This window comes from Lysobacter enzymogenes (assembly GCF_900106525.1).
Taxonomy (GTDB): Bacteria; Pseudomonadota; Gammaproteobacteria; order Xanthomonadales; family Xanthomonadaceae; genus Lysobacter; species Lysobacter enzymogenes.
The window spans coordinates 186,371-208,641 of record NZ_FNOG01000001.1 but is presented as its reverse complement, the minus strand read 5'-3'; the positions used below and the strand labels follow the sequence as shown (position 1 = coordinate 208,641).

Here is a 22,271-nt window from a genome sequence, read left to right as displayed (position 1 = left end):
CGCCGCCCGGCGGCGGCCCGCACTGACGGAGAATCGACATGGGCAGCGGACACGACCACGGCACCACTGCGATCCGCCACGAAAAACCGCTGTGGTGGGCGCTGGGCCTGACCGGCGGTTTCCTCATCGCCGAGGTCATCGGCGCCTTCCTCACCAACAGCCTGGCGCTGCTGTCCGACGCGGCGCACATGGGCACCGACACCGTCGCGCTGATGATCGCGCTGACCGCGGTGCGGCTGAGCCGCAAACCGCCCGACGCCAAGCGCAGTTTCGGCTACGCGCGCATGGAAGCCTTGGGCGCGATGGCCAACGGCCTGATGCTGTTCCTGGTCGCCGGCTACATCCTTTACGAAGCCATCGGCCGCTTCAGCCAGCCGCCGGAAATCGCCACCACCGGCATGCTGATCATCGCCTCGCTGGGCCTGGCGGTGAACCTGATCGCGATGCGCCTGCTGCAGGCCGGCAGCGGCGAAAGCCTCAACATGAAGGGCGCTTACCTGGAAGTGTGGAGCGACATGCTCGGCTCGGTCGCGGTGATCCTCGGCGCGATCGCGATCCGCTTCACCGGCTGGGCCTGGATCGACCCCGCGCTGGCGGTGTTGATCGGCCTGTGGGTACTGCCGCGCACCTGGACCCTGCTGCGCGAAGCCGGCAACGTGCTGATGGAAGGCGTCCCCAAAGGCGTCGACCTCAACGCCGTGCGCGCCCTGCTGGCCTCCAGCGCCGGCGTAGCCGGCGTGCACGACCTGCACGTGTGGTCGCTGGGCTCGAGCACCCCCGCACTGACCGCGCACCTGGTGGTGACGCCGGGCACCGACGGCGACGCCTTGCGGCGTGAGCTGGCCAAACTGCTTGACGAGCGCTACGGCATCGAGCATTGCACCTTGCAGATCGAGAGCGAGGCGTGCGATGGAGAGGTCTGCGATGCGCCGCATGCTTGAGTGTTGGCGCTGAGAACGAAATCAACCGAACTCGCTGAGCTCTGCCGCAGTCATCCGAAGCCCGCAACCTCCAACCCGTCATTCCGGCGAAAGCCGGAATCCATGTTGCCGTTGCCGTTGCTGTTGCCGTCGCTCTTAGCTCCCCCCGCCGCCCCGAACTCGCCACAGGCAATCAGAGACCCGAAGGGCGGCGCGCAGGACGCGCGCCGTGCGCCACCCAGGCCATGGATGGCCTGTGTGGCGCATCCCTGTGCAGGCTCCGAGCGCTAGTGGCTTTTGATTCGAAACAGGGGAAAGCACTTTCTTTGGTTACTTTCTTTGTTGCTTTGGACAAAGAAAGTGACCCGGCCGCTTGCGGACGGAAGCTGTTGATCTTCGCTGGTCGTCAAACGCAGCCAACAGGCTTAGGTTGAGTTTGTCGTAGGTTCGTTGGCGTGGTCGCGACTTGCGTCGCTCCTACAGGGGGCGTTCCGCGGTGGTTTTCGTCGTTACTCGGATGGCGAGTGAGGACAAGCTGCAATCCAAAGCTTCCGTCCGCAAGCGGCCGGGTCACTTTCTTTGTCTTGCCAAAGAAAGTAACCAAAGAAAGGCGCTTTCCTTGTTTTCGAATCAAGAGCCACTAGGGGGCGGAGCGGACGCGGGGATGCGCCACACAGGCCATCCATGGCCTGGGTGGCGCACGGCGCACATCCTGTGCGCCGCCCTATCGGGGGGGCGGAGCGGACGCGGGGATGCGCCACACAGGCCATCCATGGCCTGGGTGGCGCACGGCGCGCGTCCTGCGCGCCGCCCTTCGGGTCTACGATTACCTGTGGCGAGTTCGGAGCGGCGGGGGGAGCGAGGAGCAACGACAACAGCAAAACGGATTCCGGTTTTCGCCGGAATGACGGCGTGGGAGTTGTGGGGCTCCGGCAAGTTTCGTATCCGACTGTAGGAGCGGCGCAAGCCGCGACCACGACAATCGGACAACAACGAAACACCCACTCCTCACCCCTTAGGACAAGGCCCCCCCGCATCCGCCCAAGTCCTGAACGCCTCCACAAACCGATCATGCGCCACCGGCACCGGCGCACGTTCCCCGCCCGGCGCCCACCCCCACAACACCAGCTTGTCCTCGCTGACATGCTTGATCAGCGCAGCGAAATCGCGCCCGCCATTGCGCTCGCGATCCTTGATCATCGCGCACAACTGCGGCGCCGGCAGCCCGATCCAGGCCATCTTGTGCTCGGGCGGCGGCAACTGCCAATGCGGTGCGCCCGGCGGCGCATCGGGGCCGTAGCTGGCCGGCAAGTTGGCTTCGCCGTGGCAGGTCGAACACGGCAACCCGGCCGCGCCCTTGCCTTCGGGGCCACGCACCACGCCTTGCGCGTGCGGGCGGCCGTCGTCGAACTGCAGCGGCTGGTCGCCGGGGATATGGCAGTTCTGGCAGCGCGGATGCTGGAACACCTTCTGCACCGTGGCGAAAGCCGCCACCGCGCGCGCGTCGGACGCCGGCGCGGGCTTGGAACCGGCGCCGAACACCGCCAGCAACGGCGCCAGCGCCAACGCGGCGAGAATCGCGGGAGTTGCGCGCATCGTCGTTCTCCTCAAGCCTTCGCTCGCAACGGCAGCTCGCGCAGCCGCTGCCCGCTCAACGCGAACACCGCATTGGCCACCGCCGCCGCCACCGGCGCGGTGCCCGGCTCGCCGGCGCCGCCCATCTTTTCCGCGCTGGCAAGGATGTGCACCTCGATCGCCGGCGCCTCGTCCAGGCGCAGCACGCGGTAGTCGTGGTAGTTGGACTGCTGCACCCGGCCGTCCTTGAACGTCAGCTCGCTGTACAGCGCCGCGCCCAGGCCGAAGTTGATGCCCGATTCCATCTGCGCGCGCACGCCGTCGGGATTGACCGCCAGCCCGCAGTCGATCGCGCAAACGAAGCGGTGCACGCGGATGCGCTTGCCGCCGCCGGGCGCGTCGAGCAGCGAAACCTCGGCGACCTGGGCGATGTAGCTGCCGAAGGATTCGTGCACGGCCACGCCGCGCGCGCGGCCCGCGGGCAGTTTCCCGCCCCAGCCGGCTTTCTCGGCAACCAGGTTCAGCGCCGCCAGATGGCGCGGATGCGCACCCAGCAGCGAACGTCGGTACTCGACCGGATCGCGCCCGGCCGCGTGCGCGGCCTCGTCGATCAGGCTCTCCATGACGAACGCGTTGTAGCTGTGGCCGACCGAGCGCCACCACAGCACCGGAATGCCGGTCTGAGGCGAATGCAGTTCGACGAAGCGATCGCCGATGTCGCGCAGGTAGGGCGAATCGGCCACGCCCTCGACCGAGGTCGAGTCGATGCCGTTCTTGACCAGCGCCTTCTCGAACGGCGAGCCCGTGATGATCGACTGGCCGACCATGACGTGCTTCCACGCCACCGGCCGTCCCTGCGCGTCCAGGCCGATGCGCGCGCGCTGCAGGTACATCGGCCGGTAATAGCCGCCGCGCACATCGTCCTCGCGCGACCACACCGTCTTGACCGGTTTGCCCGCGGCCTTGGCCACGTGCACGGCTTCGGAGACGAAGTCCGAGCTCGGCGTCGCGCGGCGGCCGAAGCCGCCGCCGAGGAAGGTGGTGTGGATCTGCACCTGCTCCGGCGCCAGGCCGGTGATCTTGGCCGCCACGCCCTGGTCCATGGTCTGGAACTGGGTGCCGGTCCAGATCTCGCAGCGGTCGGCATCGATCTTGACCGTGCAGTTGAGCGGCTCCATCGGCGCGTGCGCGAGGTAGGGCACGTGGTATTCGGCTTCGATCACCTTGGCCGCGCGCTTGAGCGCCGCGTCCGCGTCGCCGGCTTTCGACGCCACCGCGCCGCCGCCGGCCGCGGCCAGCCGGGCGAATTCGGCGCGCAGCTTGGCATCGTCCAGGCCGGCCGCGTGCGGGCCGGTGTCCCAATCGATCTTGAGCGCATCGCGCCCCTGCTTGGCCGCCCAGTAGTGATCGGCGACCACGGCCACGCCCGACGGCACCTGGACCACGTCGCGCACGCCCGCCACCGCGCGCGCGGCGCGGTCGTCGAAGGATTTCACCGTGCCGCCGAACACCGGCGCGCGCGCGACCAGCGCGGTCAGCAGGCCTTCGAACTGAACGTCCATGCCGAACTTGGCGCGGCCGTCGATCTTCTCCGGCCCGTCCAGGCGCCGGGTCGGCTTGCCGATGATCTTCCAGTCCTTGGCGTCCTTGAGCGTCGGCGGCGTCGCCGGCGGCGGCAGCGCGGCCGCCGCGGCGGCGAGTTCGCCGTAGCGCAGCCGGCGCGAGCCTGCGATCACCGCTCCGTTCTCGGTGCGCAGTTGTTCTACCGGCACGCCGAGCCGTTTCGATGCGGCCGCCAGCAACAGCGCGCGCGCCGTCGCCCCGGCCATGCGGTAGCGCTCGAACTCGGTCCAGGTGCTGGTGGAACCGCCGGTCATCTGCATGCCGAACAGGGTGTGCGCATACGCCGGCGCGGCCGGCGCGTGCTCGACCTTGATCTTCGACCAGTCGGCGTCGAGCTCTTCGGCGATCAGCATCGCCAGCCCGGTCCAGATGCCCTGCCCCATTTCCGAATGCGACAGCAGCACGGTGACGGTGTCGTCGCTGCCCACGCGCAAGAACGCGTTGGGCGCGAAGCCCGCCGACGCCGCTGCGGCCGCGGCCGGCGCGGCGGCGGCGAAACGCTTGGCGCCGGGCACGACGAAGCCGACCACCAGGCCGCCGCCGATCAGCGCGCCGCTCTTGAGGAACCGGCGCCGCGAGGGCGCGTCGAGGGTGTTCACAGCCACCTCCTTGCAAACGCGGTGCGGTCGCGGCGGACGCCGCGGCCGCGGAACGGTCAGGCGGTTTCGATGTTGCGCAGCACCGGCAGCGGCAACGGCAGCGCGTGGTCGGCGCGTTCGTCGCTGCGTTGGTCGGTGTCGGCCGCCGCGCGGCCGCCGGCGATCTGCGCGGCCCGATGCACCGCCGCGCGGATGCGCGGATAGGTGCCGCAGCGGCAGATGTTGCCGGACAGCGCCTGGTCGATGTCGGTGTCGGTGGGCTGCGGGATTTTGCTCAGCAAGGCCGCGGCGGACATGATCTGGCCGGACTGGCAGTAGCCGCACTGGACCACGTCGATCTCGGCCCAGGCGCGCTGCACCGCATGCGGGCCGTCGCGGCCGAGGCCTTCGATGGTGACGATCTTGCGGCCCTGCACGGTCGCCGCGGGCGTCACGCAGGCGCGGCGCGGGGAACCGTCGACGTGCACGGTGCAGGCCCCGCACTGGGCGATACCGCATCCGAACTTGGTGCCGGTCAGATGCAGCAGGTCGCGCAGCACCCACAGCAGCGGCATGTCCGGCGGCGCGTCGACCTCGTGGTCGGCGCCGTTGACGTTGAGCTTCATCGGCATCCCTCGCGGCGGCTGGGGTGGTTCGAGCCTACACCCGGCTTCGGCCGATTCGCCAGAACGCGCCGGCGCCGGTGCGGCGATGCTTGACGCGCGTCGCGCAAGCGCGCGGCGATGCGCGCTTGCCGGAAACCGCACGCGGGCGCGGCCGGATGCGGGCGATTTTCTCCGCCGACTCGCAACCCATCGGCAAAATGCCCGCGCCGCCTGGATCGGCGATGCGGCCGCAGTATCGATGGCTTGCCTAAAACTGCCGCAGCGCACATTTGCCTGCTGCGCCAAGCGCCGTCGCCGCGTGTCGCGCCGCCACAGTCGTTCTAGACTCGACCCCACCCCGCCCACGGCAGCCGCCCATGGCCGATTCGCCGGAACCCAGCTCCTTGCCGCGCAGCGCACCCGGCGGCGTGCGTGCGGTCGTCGAGGCCAGCGCCGCGGCCGCCGCGCGCGGCGATCCGGCGACCCTGGCGCTGGTGCTGGAAACCGAGGGCTCCACGTATGTGCGTGCCGGCGCGCTGGCCTTGTTCGGCGCGCGCGAGGGCCAGGTCGGCTGGCTCAGCGGCGGCTGCATCGAACCGGAGATCGAGCAGCGCGCGGCCGAAGCCGCGGCCGGCCAGGGCGTCGGCTGGATGGACATCGACACCCGCAGCGACGAAGACCTGTTCGCCGGCTCCGCGCCGGGGTGCCGCGGCCGGCTGCGCCTGGCGCTGCTGCCGCTGGCGGCGCTGCGCGAATGGCCGGCGCTGATCGACGAATGGCGCCGCGGCCACGGCGACCTGCGCCTGGACCTGCAAGCCGGCGGCGCGCTGGCCGCATCGGTCGGCGACGAACGCCAGCGCTGGACCCTGCCCGCCGCGCCGCTGCCGTGGGCCGCCGGCAGCGACCGCTGGCGCCTGGAGATCGCCGCGCCGCCGTCGGTGCTGGTGCTCGGCGCCGGCCCGGAAACCCCGACGCTGCTGCCGCTGCTGCGCACGCTGGGCTGGATGACCACCCTGGTCGAACGCCGCCCGCGCTGGGCCGCACTCGCGGCGCTGGCCGACCACGCCGTCGCCCGCGCGCCCGCGCAGGCGCTGGCGACCGCACGTACGCACGACGCCGCGCTGGTCATGCACCACCACTTCGAACTCGACCGCGAGGCGCTGGAGCAGCTCGGCGGCGATAGCGGCCAGGCGATCGGCTTCGTCGGCCTGCTCGGCCCGCAGCGTCGCCGCGACGACCTGTTCCGGGTGCTGCCGGCGAGCGCGCGCGAATCGCTGGCGCCGCGCCTGCATTCGCCGATCGGCCTGGCGCTGGGCGGCGAAGGGCCCGAAGCGATCGCGCTGAGCGTGGCCGCGCAGTTGCAGCGCCATCGCCACGGCGGGGCGTGAGCGGTGGAGTTCGCTGCCGTCCTGCTCGCCGCCGGCGCCAGCCGTCGCCTCGGTCGGCCCAAGCAACTGCTGCGCCGCGACGGCGAAACCCTGCTGCGCCGCGGCGCGCGGCTGGCGCTGGCCAGCGGCGCGGCGCGCACCCTGGTGGTGCTCGGCGCGCGCGCCGACGCGCTGCGCGGCGAACTCGACGGGCTGGCGGTGGAAGCCGTGCTCAACCCGGATTGGCAGGACGGCATGGCCGCGAGCCTGGCCGCAGCGGCGCGCGCGCTCGCCGGCTTCGACGGCGCGGTGCTGGTGCTGGCCTGCGATCAACCCGCGCTGGAGCTCGCCCACCTGCACGCCCTGCGCGACGGCGCGGCCGCCGCCGGCTGCGCCGCGACCGAACACGCCGGCGCGCTCGGCGTGCCGGTGCTGATCGCCCCGGCGCTGTGGCGCGACGCCACCGATCTGCGCGGCGACCGCGGCTTCGGCGCCGCCCTGGCGCAGGCCCCGGACGGCGCAGTGTGGCGACTGCGCGCGCCGGAGCTGGAACTCGACCTCGACACCCCGGGCGACGTGGACGCAGCGATCGCGCGCGGCTGGCTAGATCCGGCCTGACCGGACCTGCGCGAAAGTCCGCTATCTCCCTGTAGGAGCGGCGCGAGCCGCGACTGCGACATCGCGCTTGCGTCGTACCGGTGAGGTCGCAGTCGCGGCTCGCGCCGCTCCTACAGGGGGCAAACGGATCTATGCCTGGCTCGTACCGACTCGGGTCATAGGCCGCGGCCGCTGGGGAGGGCCGGGGACGGCCTGGGGAATGCGGCCGCGACCTATGACCCCAGCCGGCGCGCAACCGCGCACACGACGCGGCCGCCCCGACGGCGGGGAAGGAACGATTCGATGAGGAGGTTCATCGGCGAAGGCCCGCGCCGCCCGGCCAGACTCCCTGTCAGCCGGGCGGCGCAAACCGCACGCCGGCCCTAGGGAACCAGCGTGCCAAACACGGGCTGCGAGTCGGCATCGTAAATACGCAGCCACAGCCCTTTGCGGGCCTGCGCCGCGTATTTCCGGGCCGAGGGCAGCACGGATTTCAGCGCCGCTTCGGCGCTGCGGTACTCCTGTCCGATTTCTGCGATCGCCACGGCCAACGCACGGTCGTCGCCGCCGTCACGCTGCTTCAGTTCGACGCGGAACATGGGTCATCCTTGTGAGAAGTTCAGCCGGCCCGGTCTGGGGGATGTCCGCTTCAGCGGATCTGTGACTCGGTTGTGCCGTCGAGCGATTCAAAAGATGCTTGTTGCGCGCAATAGAAACTGTCGTCGGAGTGCTCTAAAGCGTGTAGGAATTTTCCTAATACGACGTGTCCGACGTCACAGGTTTCAGATGCAACTGTGGACTTGTGATGCCGTTTGTTCATGTGGACCTGCTTCACGGTTAGCAGGCCCGTGCAGCGCTAAGGCGTCGCGCCGGCCGCCTGCGGCACACCGGACAGGCGCGGCTGCAGCTCGCGCAGCCCCTCGCGCAGCGCGTCGGCGAGCGCACGCACGCGCTCGGTGCGGCGCAGGTCCGGGTGGTTGAGCAGCCACAAGTCGGCGCCCATCGCCTCGACCGGCGCGCCGACCCGGACCAGTCCGCGCTCGGCGTCGCCCAGATAACACGGCAACACCGTCAGGCCCATGCCGGCCGCGGCGGCGTCGCGCAACGCCAGCAGGCTGTTGGCGCTGAACACCGTGCGCCGGTCGTACTGCATGCGCCGCAGCCACTGCGCCATCGCGATGTGGGCGAGATTGCCGGCCGGCGCGAGCCAGTCGTAGCCGTCCAGATCCTCCGGCCCGGCGCCGCGCGGCAGGCGCAGCGCGCGCGGACGGTATACCGCGCTGGCCAGGCGCGCGACCTTGCGCCCGACCAGCCCCTCCGGCGGTTCGCCGCCGGGGCGCAGGGCCAGGTCGGCCTCGTGCCGGGCCAGATCCTGGGTGTGATTATCGGCGGTCACCTGCAGCACGATCCCGGGATGAGCGCGGCGGAAGCGCGCCAGCAGCGGCGGCACCACCCCGTACAGCAGCGGCTCGACCGTGGTCAGGCGGACCTTGCCGGTCGGCCGCGCGTCGAGCCCGGACAGGCGTCGCTCGGCCGCGGCGATGCGCGCCTCGATCTCGGCCGCCGCGGCGATGGCCTCCTCGCCGTTCGGCGTGGGCGTATAGCCGTCGCGCGCGCGCTCGAACAGGCGCACGCCGAGCGCGCGCTCGATCGCGTTGATGCGGCGGAACACGGTGGGATGGCTGACCGCCAGACGCTTGGCCGCGCCGTTGAGCGAGCCGGCGCGGCCGACCGCGAGCAGGAAGCGGTAATCGTCCCAGGCCAGCCCGGCGCGGTCGGCGGCGGGCGCGGAAGGCTTGTTCATCGGTGCAAACCCGGCTTGCGCGTTTGGGGAAATGTATTACAGCGATGAACATCCTAACGTGGCGTCACCGCGTCGCACGACGCCTAACCTGAGAAAGCCCCATGTCCGCCCGCCTGGATTACAACAAGGTCGACCCGCGTGGCACCCAAGCGCTGCTGGGCCTGCACAAGTACATCGAACACAGCGGCCTGGAAGCGTCGCTGATCGATCTGGTCAACGTGCGCGTCTCGCAGATCAACGGCTGCGCCTACTGCATCCGCGCCCACACCGACGAAGCGACCGCGCGCGGCGAGAGCCAGCACCGCCTGCACCTGCTGCGGGTGTGGCCGGAAGGGCCTTTCAGCGAACGCGAACGCGCCGCGCTGGCCTGGGCCGAGGCGATCACCTATGTCGGCGACCAGCGCGATCAGTCGCCGGTGGACGATGCGGTGTACACCCGGGCGCGCGCGCAGTTCAGCGATTCGGATCTGGTCGCGCTGACGTACACGGCGATCGCGATGAACGCGTGGAACCGGCTGGCGATCGCGTTCCGCAAGCCGGATCCGGCGTTGTCGGCTGGTTGATGAGTCGCGGCCGTCCGCGACGATGCGGCCGTAGCCCCTGTAGGAGCGGCGCGAGCCGCGACCGCGACACCGCGGTTGCGTCGTCAGCGTGGTGTCGCGGTCGCGGCTCGCGCCGCTCCTACAGGGGGAATCGGTGTTTCGCGGCGAACGGGGCGCTCAGAAACGGTAGCGCGCGACGCTGCCCAGATCGCGCAGCCAGCGCGAGCGTTCGTACAAGCGCAACGCCCAACGCTGTGTGCGCGGCAGCGCGGCGGTTTCGGGCAGTTGCGAGTAGCGCGCCTGGTCGATCAACTGCAGGCGCGGATGCCAGTCCTGCAGCGCGGCGGCGTCGCGCGCCTGCCACTCGCCGATGCGCGCGTCGGTGACGCGGATCATCCGCGCGTGCCGCAGCAACCGCAGCGCGAGCCGGTTGTAGACGTCGCACAGCAGTTGCCCGCCCTGCGGGAAATGCTCGATCAGCCGCCGCACCAATTCGCGCGCGCGGTCTTCGTCGAGGTACGGGAACAGGCCCTCGGCGATCACCAGCACCGGCCGGTCCGGATCGAGCTTGCCGATCCAGTCCGGCTCCATCACGTTGCTGGCCAGGGTGCGGTACTTGCCCAGCCGCTGCGGCAGCAGCTCGCGCCGCAGCCGGATCACTTCCGGGAAGTCGATGTCCAGCCAGTCCACGTCCAGCGCCGGATCGACCCGGTAGATGCGCGAATCCAGGCCGCAGGCCAAATGCAGCACCAAGGTGTCGTGGCGCGATTGCAGCGCCGCGCGCGTCCAGTGGTCGATCGCCAGCGAGCGCAGCGCCAGGCCGCGGATGTCCAGCGGGCTCAGGCCGAAACGTTCGAAGTCGTAATCGATGCGCCGGACCAGATCGTCGGCGAGGCGGTCGTGCAGGAGCGGATGTGCGGCGCGGTTGTCCATCGCCTTGGCGTAGAGGGTGATCAGCAGGGTTTCCTGACTGCCTTCCAAGCGCATCGAAAGCTCTCCGGGAGGGAACGGCGGCACCACGACTGCGCCGGGATTGCGGCCGTACCGCACGCGCAGCGAGCCCGGATTGTGCGCAGCGCGCCGTGACGTTCAGGCGTAGGCAGGCCGCTTCAACGCCGCCGAAACGGCCCGGGCGCCCTCCGCCTTAAGTCGGATTTTTCAATTAAAACAATCGTTTATTAATAGACCAACTGATCTATTAATGACTCCGCCATGCGTCCGATCGACCCCGTCCAGCACCAGCAGCGCCGCCAGCAGATCGTCGAGGCCGCGCTGGAGTGCTTCGCCGAGAAAGGCTTTCACCGCACCCGCACCGCCGACATCGGCCGTCGCGCCGGCATGAGCCCGGGCCATTTGTTCCATTACTTCGACAGCAAGGACGCGATCTTCGCCGAGGTGGTCGAGCAGGACCGGCGCGACGCCGCCGCCCATTTCGCCGCGCTGCACGCGCGCGAGGACCGCTACGGCGCGCTGCTGGAGTTGGCCGACACGGTGCTGGCGCTGGTGGTCCAGCGGCGCTACGCCGCGCTGACCCTGGAAACCGCCGCCGAAGCCTTGCGCCATCCGCGCCTGGCCGCGGTGTTCGAGCGCGACGACGCGCTGATCAAGGCCGACCTCGAACGCCTGCTGGGCGATGCCGCGCAGCACGGCCAGATCGATCCCGGCGTGGAGCCGCAGGCGCTGGCGATCTGGCTGCTGGCGCTGATGGAAGGCGCGCTGATGCGCGCCGCGCTCGACCCGCACTTCGACCTGGCGCGAGAGCGCGCCACCCTGCGGCTGTTGCTCGAACGCCTGCTGCGCCCGCACGGTGGGCGATGAACGCGACCGCGCGCCGGCGGCTGCCGTTGCTGGGCAGCCTGTTCGCCGGCTGTTTCGGCGCGCTCGGCAATTCGGTGGCGATGGTGGCGATGCCGTGGTTCGTACTCGAACTCACCGACAGCCCGGCCCAGGCCGGCCTGGCCGCCGCGGCCGGCACCGTGCCGCTGGTCGCCGGCATGCTGTTCGGCGGCAGCCTGATCGAGCGCTTCGGCCCGCGCAAAGTCGCGGTGTGCGGCGATCTGGTCAGCGCCGTCTCGGTCGCCGCGGTGCCGGTGCTGCACGCGCTGGACTGGCTGAGCCTGCCGCTGCTGTTGCTGCTGATCGCGATCGGCGCGGTGCTCGACGGGCCGACCCGGGTGGCCGCCGATTCGCGCCGCCCGGAACTGGCGCGGCTGGCGCGCATGCCGCTGGAGCGCGCCACCTCGCTCGACGAAATGCTCGCCAACCTCGCCGTGCTCGCCGGCCCGGCGCTGGCCGGCGCGGCGATCTCGATGGTCGGCATGGCCGCGACGCTGTGGCTCACCGCCGCGTGTTCGCTCGTCGCCGCCGTGCTCGATGCGCTGTCGCTGCCTGGCGCGCGCCGCCGCCGCGTCCATGTCGATCACGCCGGCTGGCGCGGCGCGCTGGCCGGCCTGCGCTTCGTCCTCGGCCAGCCGCTGCTGCGCGCGCTGGTGCTGCTGGCGACGGTGTTCGTGGCCGCGTTCGGCGCGATCGAAACCGTGGTGATGCCGGCGCTGTACCGCTCGCAGGGCCGCGAGGCCCTGGAACTGGGCCTGTTCCTGTCCGCGGCCGGCGGCGCCTCGGCGTTGTCGGCGCTGTTGTACGCGCTCAACGTCCATCGCCTGCGCCGGCGGCCGGTGTTCCTGGCCGGCTGCGCCCTGCTCGCCGCGGCCGCCGGCCTGCTCGCGCTGCAGCCCTCGCCGGCGTGGCTGATCGCGGCCGGCGCGCTGGCCGGGTTCGGCGCCGGGCCGCTGGCGCCGATCGAGAACGCGCAGTTGATGCGGCGCGCGCCGGCCTCGCTGCGCAGCCATGCGCTGGGCGCGACCGCGGCGTTGAGCCTGTCGAGCCTGCCGCTGGCGATGATCGCGGCCGGCGCCGCGGTGGAGCGCTTCGGCGCGGCGCCGCTGCTGGCGACCGCTGCGCTGATCCTGGCGGTGCTGACCGCGCTCGCCTGGCGCGGGCGCGCGCTGCACGGCCTGGACGGCGACGCACGCGACTGACAGCGCATCGGGGCGCGCCGACGCGGCGCGCCTGCAACGCTGCGTGCTCCCGGCGCGATTGCGCGGCCCGCGCGGCGCGCGGAGACTGCACGCCATCGCCACGCCGGCCGCCGTTTCGCGCGCCGGCGGCGCCGCCCGGAATCCGCCGATGGACGCGCTGCTGCATCTGATCGAACACTACGGCCTGCTCGTGGTCTTCGTCTGCGTGCTGCTCGACCAGGGCGGGCTGCCGGTGCCGGCCTATCCGCCGATCGTGGTCGCAAGCGCAGTGGCGGTGGACCATCAACCCAACCTGTGGCTGGCGCTGCCGCCGGTGTTGCTGGCCGCGACGCTGGCGGCGCTGTTGGCCGACAGCGTGTGGTACTTCGGCGGCCGCCGCATCGGCGCGCGCCTGCTGCGGCTGATGTGCCGGCTGTCGCTGTCGCCGGATTCGTGCGTGCTGACCACGCGCAGCCTCTACGCGCGCTGGGGCGCGCCGTCGCTGGTGGTGGCCAAGTTCGTGCCCGGCTTCGCCGCGGTGGCCACGGTGCTGGCCGGCGAAACCGGCACCCGCCCGCGCCGCTTCGCCTTCTACGACGGCCTCGGCGCGCTGCTGTGGGCCGGCGTGGCGGTGGCGCTGGGCGCGATCTTCCATCGCGCGGTCAACCAACTGCTCGACCGTCTCGACACCCTCGGCCGCTACGGCCTGATCGTGCTGGCCGCGCTGATCGCCGCGTGGGTCGGCTACAAGCTGCTCAAGCGCCAGTTGTTCCTGCGCGAGCTGCGCATGGCGCGGATTTCGGTCAGCGAACTGGGCCGGCTGCTGGCCGACGGCGGCGAGCCGACCATCCTGGACGTACGCAGCCATCAGCAGCGCGACGCCTCGGGCTGGATTCCCGGCGCGATCTTCGTCGCCACCCTGGCCGACGACTCGCTCAGCGGCATCCCGCCGGAGCGGCGCGAAGAAGTGATCGTCTACTGCGATTGCCCCAACGAAGCCTCAGCCGCGACCCTGGCGCGCGAGCTGCGACGGCGCGGCTTCAAGCGGGTGCGGCCGCTGGCCGGCGGCTTCGAGGCGTGGCGGGCGCAGGGGTTGGCGGTCGCTGTGAAGCAGTAGATAGCGGACAGGAGCTGGGAGATAGCGAAGGGCAAAGCGTCGCGCATCCCGTTTTCGCTATCTGCTAACTCTCGTAGAACTCGATAGGCAGCCCGTCCGGATCGGCGCAGAAGGTGAAGCGGCGGCCGGTGTATTCGTCGACGCGGATCGGTTCGACTTCGACGCCGTGGCGTTGCAGGTGCGCCACGCAGGCGTCGAGCTCGGGCGTGCCGAACGCCAGATGGCGCAGGCCGCAGGCTTCCGGATACGACGGCCGCGGCGGCGGGTCGGGAAACGAGAACAGTTCGATCTGGCCGCCGTCGGGCAGCGCCAGGTCGAGCTTGTGCGAGCGCCGCGCCTCGCGCCAGGCCTCGGCCACGACCCGCAGGCCCAGCACCTGGGTGTAGAAGCGCTTGGAACGCGGGTAATCGGCGCAGATGATCGCGACGTGATGGATGGACGACAGCTGCATGCGGCGCTCCGGCGAGCGCGGGGGTGTCGCTCGCGAAGGGCCGATTGTCGGATACTGCGCGCACCTTGTCGCGCCGCGACCCGCCCCCGCCACCACCGCCATGCCGCGCCCTTTGCAGCCATCGAACCGGAGATCGCCATGACCGTCTACGTCGACGACGCCGTGTGGCCCTGGCGCGGCGATCGCTGGGCGCATCTGATGGCCGACACCCTGGACGAGCTGCACGAGTTCGCCCAGCGCCTGGGCAAGCCGCGCGCCTCGTTCCAGGACAAGCTCAGCGGCTGCCATTACGACGTCAACGTGCGCATGCGCGAACGCGCGCTGGAACTGGGCGCGGTAGCGATCTCGCGCCACCGCGACCGCGCCCAGGTACGGGCGATCATCCAGCGCGCGCGCGACCAGGCCGCCCGGCGCGCGCCTTGAACCGGGCCGGCGCTGCGCCGCTCAGCGGCGCGCGTCGACCGCCATGCGCACGGCGAGCGCCGACAGCACGCCACCCATGACCCAACGCTGCGTCGCGATCCAACGCGGCCGCCCGGACAGGAACGCGGCGATCGCGCCGGCGCCGGCGACGATCAACGCGTTGACGCCGAGGCTGATCGCGATCTGCACGCTGCCCAGCAACAGCGACTGCGCCATCACGCTGTGCTGCGGATCGATGAACTGCGGCAGCAAGGCCAGATAGAACACCGCGACTTTCGGATTGAGCAAACTGGTAAGCAGGCCCATGACGAACAAGCGGCGCGGACTGTCCGGCGCCAGCTCGCGCACCTGGAACGGCGAACGCCCGCCGGGCTTGACCGCCTGCCAGGCCATCCACAGCAGGTACAGCGCGCCGCCGATGCGCAGCGCGTCGTAGGCGTAAGGCACGGCGAACAGCAACGCGGTGATGCCGAAAGCCGCAGCCAGCAGATAGAAGACGAAGCCCACGCCGACCCCGGCCAGCGACACCAGGCCGGCGCGGCGGCCCTGGCAGATCGAACGGGAGACCAGATACACCATGTTCGGTCCCGGCGTCAGCACCATCACCAGGGCCAGGCCGGCGAACGCCAGCAACGACGAAAGCGCGATCACGCGGGACTCCGTGGGCAGAAGGCGCGGCGGCGCCGGTGGGCCATGATCGCCGATTCGGCGGGGGTGTGGGTGGCCTCGGCACGGACCCAATCGATGTCGGCTCGGGCCTGAGAGGTTCGGCGAAGAGGGACTCGTACTCGATCATGACGGCGTCGCCGTTGTTCTTCAGATTCCCAGCCGATGTTCGGACATTTCCATTTCCGCCGAATCTGTGCCCGCGACAGCGAACCGATGCCGAAATAGTTCACTGCCAGTCCGTCTTGACGCCCAATCGAACGGCGATCCAAGCTGCGAGCCAGAAATTGCCCACCCTATCGACCAACGCACAGCATCTCCGAGTGCTCCATTGCGCAGCCGACGCAGCGCGATAATTTTCAAGACTCGAGCATGCCGCGCGCAGACAAGGAACCGCCATGCCCATCGCTCCCGAACTGCAAGCCAAGATCGACGCGTTGGAAGACGAAAATCTGCGCAACAGGATTCTTCGGGTTCTTAATGGCCCCGGCAAGAAGCGAGCGAGCGACGAGGCGATTTACGAGACCATCGTGTCTTCTTACACGATGGCTACGGAGCAGCAGGCCCGATTGAGGAAGTGGACGGAAGACGAAGTAGTCGCATTCGCGAAATACTTCAAGGAAAAACAGCCTGAAGACTACGTCGAATTTCTGCGGCAGGAAAAGCAATTCAACGAGATCGAGGGCGGGTTTGCCTTGGGCGTTCGCCAGCTGGTTAAGGAATGGATGCCTGATTTGAACCGGAATGACTGCAGCGGAATGTTCAGCCGCTTCCGGGACTATGCCAAGTCGCGCGCCAACTGAGCTAGAGGAGACAGTCCGTGGCGAAGGATCGATTCCCATTGATACGGAAAGCCGCTGGCCGCCAACGGGATGGTTTTCAGCGTTTCGTCTCCTCTCTGAATGGTTCGTGGTGCCTGTTGGCTCTCTTCGGGCTAACGGCTTGCGTCCAGCCTGCCGCTGATCCAGCCCCAACAACACCCAAGGAGAATTCCGCCATGACGGCCGCGAATTCCGACCCAGCTATTTCCACCACGCCGGAACAGGCTGCCGACGCCGCCGCCGCGGCGGTTGATCGGGCTGCCGGCCAATCATCCGCGGTAGCTCGTCTGCCCGGGGGCAGATCCCCACTTCCGCTCCCGCTGGGACCCAAACTGGAGGTCACGGACCTGCGGGCACGGGTTCTCAAGCTAGTGGGAGGGCTGAGGACCGCCCAGGATACGGAGGCCGTCGCCGTAGCTCAGATCCTGAACCTCCCGTTTGGCCCGGATCCGGAGGATCCGAACGGCCAGGTAGTGGAAGGACGCTTGAGCAGTGCTGGGCGCTACTACGCCACGGTGACGTCGGCCGGCCATGACATGCCGGGCAAAGAAATTGAAGTCCGGTTTATTCCTGAGGGTTGGAAGGGCGATCCGCGCATTGCCGAAAACGCCCTGTCCACATGCAGTCTTGATTTTTCCGCCTTCAATGAAGACATCGCCAAACTAGGGTATTCGGGGACCGAAGGTCCGTCTTACCTCAAGGAGTTCTGGTCATATCGGAAGGATTGGCCGGCTAGCAACATCAGCTTTTACTTGGTCGTAAACATCTATAGGGCAACCACCGGCGATCAGCCCAAGGGACGGCCTTGCGTGCTCTCAATTGAGATCAGCGCAGATAGCACCGAGGTCGATCGTGGCTAAGCCGTTGCCTGCGCAACTGCGCTCGATGGTCGACGAACTCGCCAAACAACAGGGCATTCCCCCCGGCGCTGCACGCGACGTTGAAGCGGCGATCGCGAGCTCGCCCTATCTCGCTGCGGTGATGTCCGATGCGGCGAACCAACGAACGCTCAAGCACATCGGCTTAAGCGCTGAGAAACACGAAGGCGGCCACTACGACAAGGAGAGCGGCACTGTCTTCATCAGTACGGACAGCTTCACGAACAAGTTGCTCAAAGACCGGACGCGCCTGGACATCATCACGAACACGCTTGGGCACGAAACCGGGCATGCGCTCACTGCAAACGCACGCAGCCTCGAGTTGCAGCGGTTTTCCAACGATGTCGACACCGCACTGAACGATGGGGTTGGCAACGCGTCGTATGTCGATTTGACTCGGGAGAGCCAGCGTTACCTCGATTTCACTCGTAGGGACGAGGCGTTGGCCGAGCTAGTGGGTTTGAATGCTCTCGCCAGTCGTGTTTCCGGCGGCCGGGCCGATGAGTTCGACAGGCTCCAATTCTTAAAGCGCGCGGTCCCCACCACAAACTGCGTCAGCTTATCCGAGGGCAATAGCAAAGCTACTTTGGCTGCGGGTATCGATCTGCGAGCCGATGGCATGCAGCTAACCGGCAATCGCTTCAAGAGCCCTGCAATAGAGGCTGTCGCAGCCTGCCACTACGATCAAGGCGCTTCGCTTGGTCGACATGGAGACTCGAATTATCGCGACTACTACGGCATCCAGGTGTTCACCACCATCGCGTCCGCTCATAACGACGCTGCGGTAGGAACCTCGCAAGCCGTGCCCGAAGTTCGATTGGACCTCCAGCGTCTCAAGCTCAACCTGGCTCAGGTCGAACGCAACGGGGTCGACCTGGGCATGCCCAGCAACAGTTTCGGCTTTACAGACACCAGCCACGGAAAGCTTGAGCTCAGGAGTGTTCGGGATACGGGCCTTGGAATGGACAAGGCGCCCAAGGATGCCGTGGCCGAGAGGGTTGCTCCGGCGCCTGCGCGAGCAAATAGCCCTGGCCACCCTGACCATCCGGCCTTCGAGATGTTCCGTCGTGCAATCACCGCGGATGGTCGATGGAGCGAGGGTGAGGCGCGCAATCTCGCCGCGGCAGGCTTGGCCGCCGTAAAGGCGGATCCAACCGTTGGGGCGAACCTCACAGGGGTCGTGATTGGACGGGCGGCCGACGGAAGCACGAGCCTCATCGGGTATGCCTCCCCGCATGGGCCGGCCGGTCCGCATCACCACTTGGCAATCAACGCCGACAGTGCGGCCCAAGTTCCCGCGGAAAAGAGCTTGGAGCGTGTCGAACAACTCAGCCAGCAACAGACACCACAGCGCCCAATGCAGGGCCTGGACTCGCCGTCCCAGAGCGGTCCGAAGATGACACTGTAGGAGATGACGCTGTAGGCGTAGGTCGGCCGCATTGTGGCCTGATTGGCTCGCGCCCGACGACAATCCCGCGCCGACCACAGGGAAGCGCAAGACGGCCCACAACGGCGGGAGAAAAGCCCTTCGGAGCGATTAATGCCTCGCTGGAGCACCGAGACACAGAACGGGCATAAGCCCGGTTTGTGAACGGCCCAAGAGTCCGGTAGCGCGAAATCAACTGCATCTCACTTTCAGCTCTCGATGTCCGTCGAGTTCGATCCTCGTCGCCGAGCGCATTGCGACCATGCACCATAAAAAAGCCGCGACGGCAAACGCCGTCGCGGCTCCGCGGCGCCCTCGGGAGGCGCCGATGGCTGGGCCGGCCCAACCCGGCCGATCGGACTGCGCCGATCGAACCGGGCCGGCCGGCAAGGTCGATCAGAACCGCAGCGAGTAGCGCGCGTTGACGCCGTGGTCGTCGGCCTCGTCGGCGAACTGGCCGCTGTAGTTCAACTCCAGCAGCCCGTTCGCGCTCAGGCGCGCGGCGATGCCGGCTTCGACCAGGGTGGCGTCGTCGGCCAGCGGCGCGCCGGCCGCGTCGAAACCGGCGCCGCCGCGCCAGGCCACCTGGGTCACCGGGGTCAGGTCGCCGCTGGCGTGGCGACGGCCGAGGCCGCCGCGCAGGCTCAGCCAGCTCTGTTCCTGCTGCGAGCCCTTGAGGTCGAGGTTGAAGCGCACGCCCAGGGTCGACAGATCGACCTTGCTTTCGGCGCTGCGCCCGCTCAACGCGGCCGCGCCGCCGGTTTCCTGGAACGCATCGCTCTTGGCCCGCACCTGCGCGAACTGCAGGTACGGCTCCACGCCCCAGGTGTCGCCGCCGAAGCGGTAGCCGCCTTCGACGAAGGCCTGCTGGGTGCGGCCGTCGTAGGACGCGCGGGTGCGGTCGGCGAAGCCGTTGAAGCCGATCCGGCGCTCCAGGGTCAGGTCCTGGCGCGCGTGCGTGTAGCCGGCGCTGAGCGCGATGCGGCCCCAGTTCTGGCCGCCGTAGATGCCCAGCTGGGTGCTCTTGATCCGGCCCTTGTCGAGGCGGTCGCTGTCGTTGTCGGTGCGGCCGGTGCCGCCGAGCACGCCGATGCGCCAGCCGTTGGCGAAGCGGTAGTCGTAGCCGACCAGCGTGGCCGAGCCGTTGTACTCGTTGCGCGCGGCGTTGCCGTCGCCTTCAAGCGTGCCGCCGGACTTCAGCAGCTGCACCCACGCGCCCTGCGAAGCGCCTTCACCGTCGGCGGCGAACTCGCCGCGGCCGCTGCGCGCGCGCGCCAGCGCGGCGTCGCGCACGTGGCGGCTGTCGTCGATGGCGATCGAACGCAGGCTGGCATGGCCTTCGCCGCTGAGCTGGTCGAGCGCGGCCAGCGCCTGCGCCGGGAACAGCTGGGTCAGCGGCTGCGCCAGGCCCTGGGCGATGGCCAGGCGGTCGGCCGCGCTCGCCGCCGCGATCTGGTTCGGCGTGGTGCCGGCCGAAGCCAGCGACGCGCCGCGGGTGACTTCCACCCCGACCTGGTTGGCGCCGTAGCTCAGGCCGAACTTGAGGAACGGCGAGAACGCAGTCTGGTCGAGCGCGGCGAACTGGCCGCTGATACCGCCGGCGGCGCTGATCAGGTTGAAGTTCTGGCCGAGGAAGTACTGGCCCGGCGCGTGCAGCACCATCAGCGTGCCGCCTTCGAGCACGGCCTTGCCGGTGACGTCGATGCGGTCGGACTGGCCGCCGGCCGAGAGCTCGGCGACGTAGGTCGAACCGGCCGCCTGGGCGTAATCGCCCTGTACGGTCAGGGTGCCGATGGAATTGCCCGGCGACACCGCGCCTTCGACGCGCACGTTGCCGACGATGCGGCCGCTGCCGCCGAGGCCGGCGCCGGCGTGCACCGGCAACTGCGCGGTGGTCAGCGTGCCGTTGACCACCAGGGTGCCGCCGTCGACCTGCGCCGCGTAGGTGTTGTTGCCGGTCAGTTCCAGCACGCCTTCCTTGACGTGCAGGCCGCCGAAGGCGTTGTTGCCGCTCAGGCGCAGCCAGCCGATGCCGGACTTGGTCAGCACGCCGGTGCCGCCGATGTCGTTGCGCCAGTCGTCCCAGGCCTTGCCATCCCACACCTTGGCGCCGCCGGCGAGGCGGTCGACGATCACGTCGGTGTCGACGCGGATCTGGCCCGGGCCGTCGATGGCCTTCTTCAGATCGATCAGGCCCCAGCCGTAGACCTCGTCGACGCCGGGCGCGCCCAGGTCGGTGGCGGTGGTCAGCAGCACGTCGCGCACCTGCGCGCCGGTCATGTACGGGAAGCGTTCGAACAGCAGGCCCAGCGCGCCGGTGACGTGCGGGGTGGCCATCGAGGTGCCGCTGAGCAGGCCGTACTCGTAGGTCGGCGTGCCGGCGGTGATGTTGAACGACTGCGAGCCGTCCGGGTTGGTCACCAGCCCGCCTTGCAGCGAGCCTTCGCCGCCGAGATAGGTCGAGGCGATGTCCGAACCCGGCGCGGCCACGCACCAGTTCGCCGCCTGCGCGCAGCGCATGGAGAAATCGCTGAGGGTCAGTTGCTGATTCACGCTGACCACGGTCAGCCAGTACTGCTCCAGGTCTTTGAACGCGCGCGGCAGGCTGGCGTACATGCCGGCTTGCGGCGCGGTCTCGGGCGTCACCGCTTCGTTGTGGTTGCCGGCGGCCCACACCTGCAGCATGCCCTTGGCGCGCGAAGCGTCGCCGAACACGTTGAAGTAGGCCTCGTTCTCGGGGTCGAACAGGTAGCCGTCCAGGTCTTCCAGCGTGGCCGGCTCGTCGGCCAGGCCCCAGCTGTGGTTGAGCGCGCGCACGTTCTGCGCGTTCATGTCGGCGTACATGCGCGTAATGGTGGCTTCGTCGGCGCTCGGGCGCGGGATGCGCACCACGTTGTAGCCGGTGGCGGTGCGCTGCCATTCCTGCACGCCGTTGAACGACCACTTGGCCACGCTGAGGTCGGAAGCGAAAGCGACGCCATGGGTGCCGGTGCCGTCGCGGTTGGCGGCGATGGTGCCGCCGACGTGGGTGCCGTGGGTGTTGAACTCCCAGCCCGGCTGCACGTACGGGCCGGCCATGATGATGCGGCGGATGTTCTCCGGCACGTTGGCGTTGAAGCCGGTGTACTGGATCTGGGCCTGGTCGCCGCGCGAATAGAAGCAGGCGCCGTCGCCGGTCAGCACGCTGGTGTTGCTGCAGTAGCTGCCGTCGGGCAGCTGCTCGGCCATGACGATGGCGCGGTTGTCCTTGCCGGCGAACTCCGGATGCGCCAGCGCGGTGCCGCTGTCGTACACGCCCAGTCGCACGCCCTTGCCGGTCAGGCCGCGGGCGTAGGCGTACTGGGCGTTGATCGCGTCCAGGCCCCAATCGGCGTCGAATTCTTCGCTATGCCAGCTGTCGGGATTGCCGACCTGGCCGTTGACGCTCTGCGCCGAAGCGGCGCCGGCGGCGGCCAGCAGGCCGCAGGCGACGGCCAGGCACAGCAGCGAGCGCGAATGGGAGCGGTGCGACGGGACAGCATTTTTGCGCGTCAGTGCGCGGTGGGAGCCTTGCATCTTGTTGATGAACCCCTGTCATGTGGAAGACGTCCTGGCGGACGCCATCGGTCAATGGCGGATGCGCGTGGGCATCGCAGACGAAACGGGCCGCTAGGGCGGCCTCTAGTAATCAGTAACGCAATTGAAAGATGGCCTCCCTACCCGCAGTTTTGCGGATTGAGGCATGACCAAAGACACATGAAAGATCGAACTCGGCAAAGCGCCGGCGAGTGCGGGTGTTTTTTCGCGCTGCGTTGTAGCGGCCGCCCCCTGTAGGAGCGGCGCGAGCCGCGACCGCGACAACGCAACCGTTGCGCAGGTTTC

Annotated in this window: 19 protein-coding genes and 1 pseudogene; 11 read left to right on the top strand and 9 right to left on the bottom strand. The window is 69.2% G+C overall.

Annotation, left to right across the window (positions count from 1 at the left end; genetic code table 11):
• Positions 1–38: 38 nt before the first annotated feature.
• Positions 39–932: pseudogene (locus tag BLU84_RS00860) on the top strand (cation diffusion facilitator family transporter); the annotation flags it as partial.
• Between the two features lie 996 nt (positions 933–1,928).
• On the opposite strand, the gene BLU84_RS00855 reads toward BLU84_RS00860, so the two are convergent.
• Genes BLU84_RS00855 through BLU84_RS00845 form a run of 3 tightly spaced genes read right to left on the bottom strand, consistent with a single transcriptional unit; the run spans position 1,929 to position 5,322 of the window.
• Entirely contained in the window at positions 1,929–2,516 is a 588-nt protein-coding gene (locus BLU84_RS00855; RefSeq protein WP_139174513.1) for a hypothetical protein, read from the bottom strand.
• A gap of 11 nt (positions 2,517–2,527) precedes the next feature.
• Positions 2,528–4,717 (bottom strand): xanthine dehydrogenase family protein molybdopterin-binding subunit, encoded by a 2,190-nt coding sequence (locus BLU84_RS00850; RefSeq protein ID WP_074861701.1) that lies wholly within the window; start codon positions 4,715–4,717, stop codon positions 2,528–2,530.
• A 56-nt stretch (positions 4,718–4,773) separates the two neighbouring features.
• Positions 4,774–5,322, bottom strand: coding sequence for a (2Fe-2S)-binding protein (locus tag BLU84_RS00845; protein WP_083382219.1), 549 nt, complete (start codon positions 5,320–5,322; stop codon positions 4,774–4,776).
• Between the two features lie 356 nt (positions 5,323–5,678).
• Here BLU84_RS00845 and BLU84_RS00840 point away from each other — a divergent pair, with 356 nt between their 5' ends.
• Together BLU84_RS00840 and BLU84_RS00835 are read left to right on the top strand one after the other, a co-directional pair.
• Complete coding sequence (locus BLU84_RS00840) at positions 5,679–6,689, top strand: XdhC family protein (protein WP_074861700.1); 1,011 nt, start codon at positions 5,679–5,681, stop codon at positions 6,687–6,689.
• A gap of 3 nt (positions 6,690–6,692) precedes the next feature.
• Positions 6,693–7,286 (top strand): nucleotidyltransferase family protein, encoded by a 594-nt coding sequence (locus BLU84_RS00835; RefSeq protein WP_074861699.1) that lies wholly within the window; start codon positions 6,693–6,695, stop codon positions 7,284–7,286.
• Positions 7,287–7,648: 362 nt separating this feature from the next.
• Here the strand turns inward: BLU84_RS00835 and BLU84_RS00830 are convergent, their stop codons facing one another.
• Positions 7,649–7,864: a hypothetical protein gene (locus BLU84_RS00830; protein ID WP_074861698.1), complete on the bottom strand. Its 216-nt coding sequence runs from the start codon at positions 7,862–7,864 to the stop codon at positions 7,649–7,651.
• A gap of 257 nt (positions 7,865–8,121) precedes the next feature.
• The gene (locus tag BLU84_RS00825; protein ID WP_074861697.1) at positions 8,122–9,069 is read right to left on the bottom strand and encodes a LysR family transcriptional regulator; all 948 of its coding nucleotides are present in this window, start codon (positions 9,067–9,069) and stop codon (positions 8,122–8,124) included.
• 101 nt (positions 9,070–9,170) lie between these two features.
• On the opposite strand from BLU84_RS00825, the gene BLU84_RS00820 reads away from it, so the two are divergent.
• A complete protein-coding gene (locus BLU84_RS00820) occupies positions 9,171–9,632 on the top strand; it encodes a carboxymuconolactone decarboxylase family protein (protein WP_074861696.1) in 462 nt (153 codons plus the stop codon).
• Between the two features lie 156 nt (positions 9,633–9,788).
• Here BLU84_RS00820 and BLU84_RS00815 read toward each other — a convergent pair whose 3' ends face one another.
• Positions 9,789–10,598, bottom strand: coding sequence for a class I SAM-dependent methyltransferase (locus BLU84_RS00815; protein ID WP_074861695.1), 810 nt, complete (start codon positions 10,596–10,598; stop codon positions 9,789–9,791).
• A gap of 225 nt (positions 10,599–10,823) precedes the next feature.
• On the opposite strand from BLU84_RS00815, the gene BLU84_RS00810 reads away from it, so the two are divergent.
• The 3 genes from BLU84_RS00810 to BLU84_RS00800 all read left to right on the top strand — a co-directional run bounded on the left by BLU84_RS00810 (position 10,824) and on the right by BLU84_RS00800 (position 13,745).
• Entirely contained in the window at positions 10,824–11,429 is a 606-nt protein-coding gene (locus BLU84_RS00810; RefSeq protein ID WP_074861694.1) for a TetR/AcrR family transcriptional regulator, read from the top strand.
• A complete protein-coding gene (locus BLU84_RS00805) occupies positions 11,426–12,649 on the top strand; it encodes an MFS transporter (RefSeq protein WP_074861693.1) in 1,224 nt (407 codons plus the stop codon). The genes BLU84_RS00810 and BLU84_RS00805 overlap by 4 nt, the downstream gene beginning before the upstream one ends.
• 148 nt (positions 12,650–12,797) lie before the next feature.
• Positions 12,798–13,745 (top strand): DedA family protein/thiosulfate sulfurtransferase GlpE, encoded by a 948-nt coding sequence (locus BLU84_RS00800; protein WP_074863213.1) that lies wholly within the window; start codon positions 12,798–12,800, stop codon positions 13,743–13,745.
• Positions 13,746–13,809: 64 nt separating this feature from the next.
• Here BLU84_RS00800 and gloA2 read toward each other — a convergent pair whose 3' ends face one another.
• Positions 13,810–14,196, bottom strand: a complete 387-nt coding sequence (gene gloA2 / locus BLU84_RS00795; protein ID WP_074861692.1) for an SMU1112c/YaeR family gloxylase I-like metalloprotein — start codon at positions 14,194–14,196, stop codon at positions 13,810–13,812.
• Positions 14,197–14,334: 138 nt separating this feature from the next.
• On the opposite strand from gloA2, the gene BLU84_RS00790 reads away from it, so the two are divergent.
• A complete protein-coding gene (locus BLU84_RS00790; protein ID WP_074861691.1) occupies positions 14,335–14,619 on the top strand; it encodes a DUF4031 domain-containing protein in 285 nt (94 codons plus the stop codon).
• Between the two features lie 21 nt (positions 14,620–14,640).
• Here BLU84_RS00790 and BLU84_RS00785 read toward each other — a convergent pair whose 3' ends face one another.
• Positions 14,641–15,270, bottom strand: coding sequence for a LysE family translocator (locus BLU84_RS00785; protein ID WP_193830637.1), 630 nt, complete (start codon positions 15,268–15,270; stop codon positions 14,641–14,643).
• Between the two features lie 413 nt (positions 15,271–15,683).
• Here BLU84_RS00785 and BLU84_RS00780 point away from each other — a divergent pair, with 413 nt between their 5' ends.
• The 3 genes from BLU84_RS00780 (at position 15,684) to BLU84_RS00775 (ending at position 18,392) form a co-directional block, all read left to right on the top strand.
• Positions 15,684–16,088 (top strand): hypothetical protein, encoded by a 405-nt coding sequence (locus tag BLU84_RS00780; RefSeq protein WP_074861690.1) that lies wholly within the window; start codon positions 15,684–15,686, stop codon positions 16,086–16,088.
• A 194-nt stretch (positions 16,089–16,282) separates the two neighbouring features.
• Positions 16,283–16,966, top strand: a complete 684-nt coding sequence (locus BLU84_RS26010; RefSeq protein ID WP_139174511.1) for a hypothetical protein — start codon at positions 16,283–16,285, stop codon at positions 16,964–16,966.
• Entirely contained in the window at positions 16,959–18,392 is a 1,434-nt protein-coding gene (locus BLU84_RS00775; protein WP_139174509.1) for a hypothetical protein, read from the top strand. The genes BLU84_RS26010 and BLU84_RS00775 overlap by 8 nt, the downstream gene beginning before the upstream one ends.
• A 414-nt stretch (positions 18,393–18,806) precedes the next feature.
• Here BLU84_RS00775 and BLU84_RS00770 read toward each other — a convergent pair whose 3' ends face one another.
• Positions 18,807–21,965, bottom strand: coding sequence for an autotransporter domain-containing protein (locus tag BLU84_RS00770; protein ID WP_074861688.1), 3,159 nt, complete (start codon positions 21,963–21,965; stop codon positions 18,807–18,809).
• Positions 21,966–22,271 lie beyond the last annotated feature (306 nt).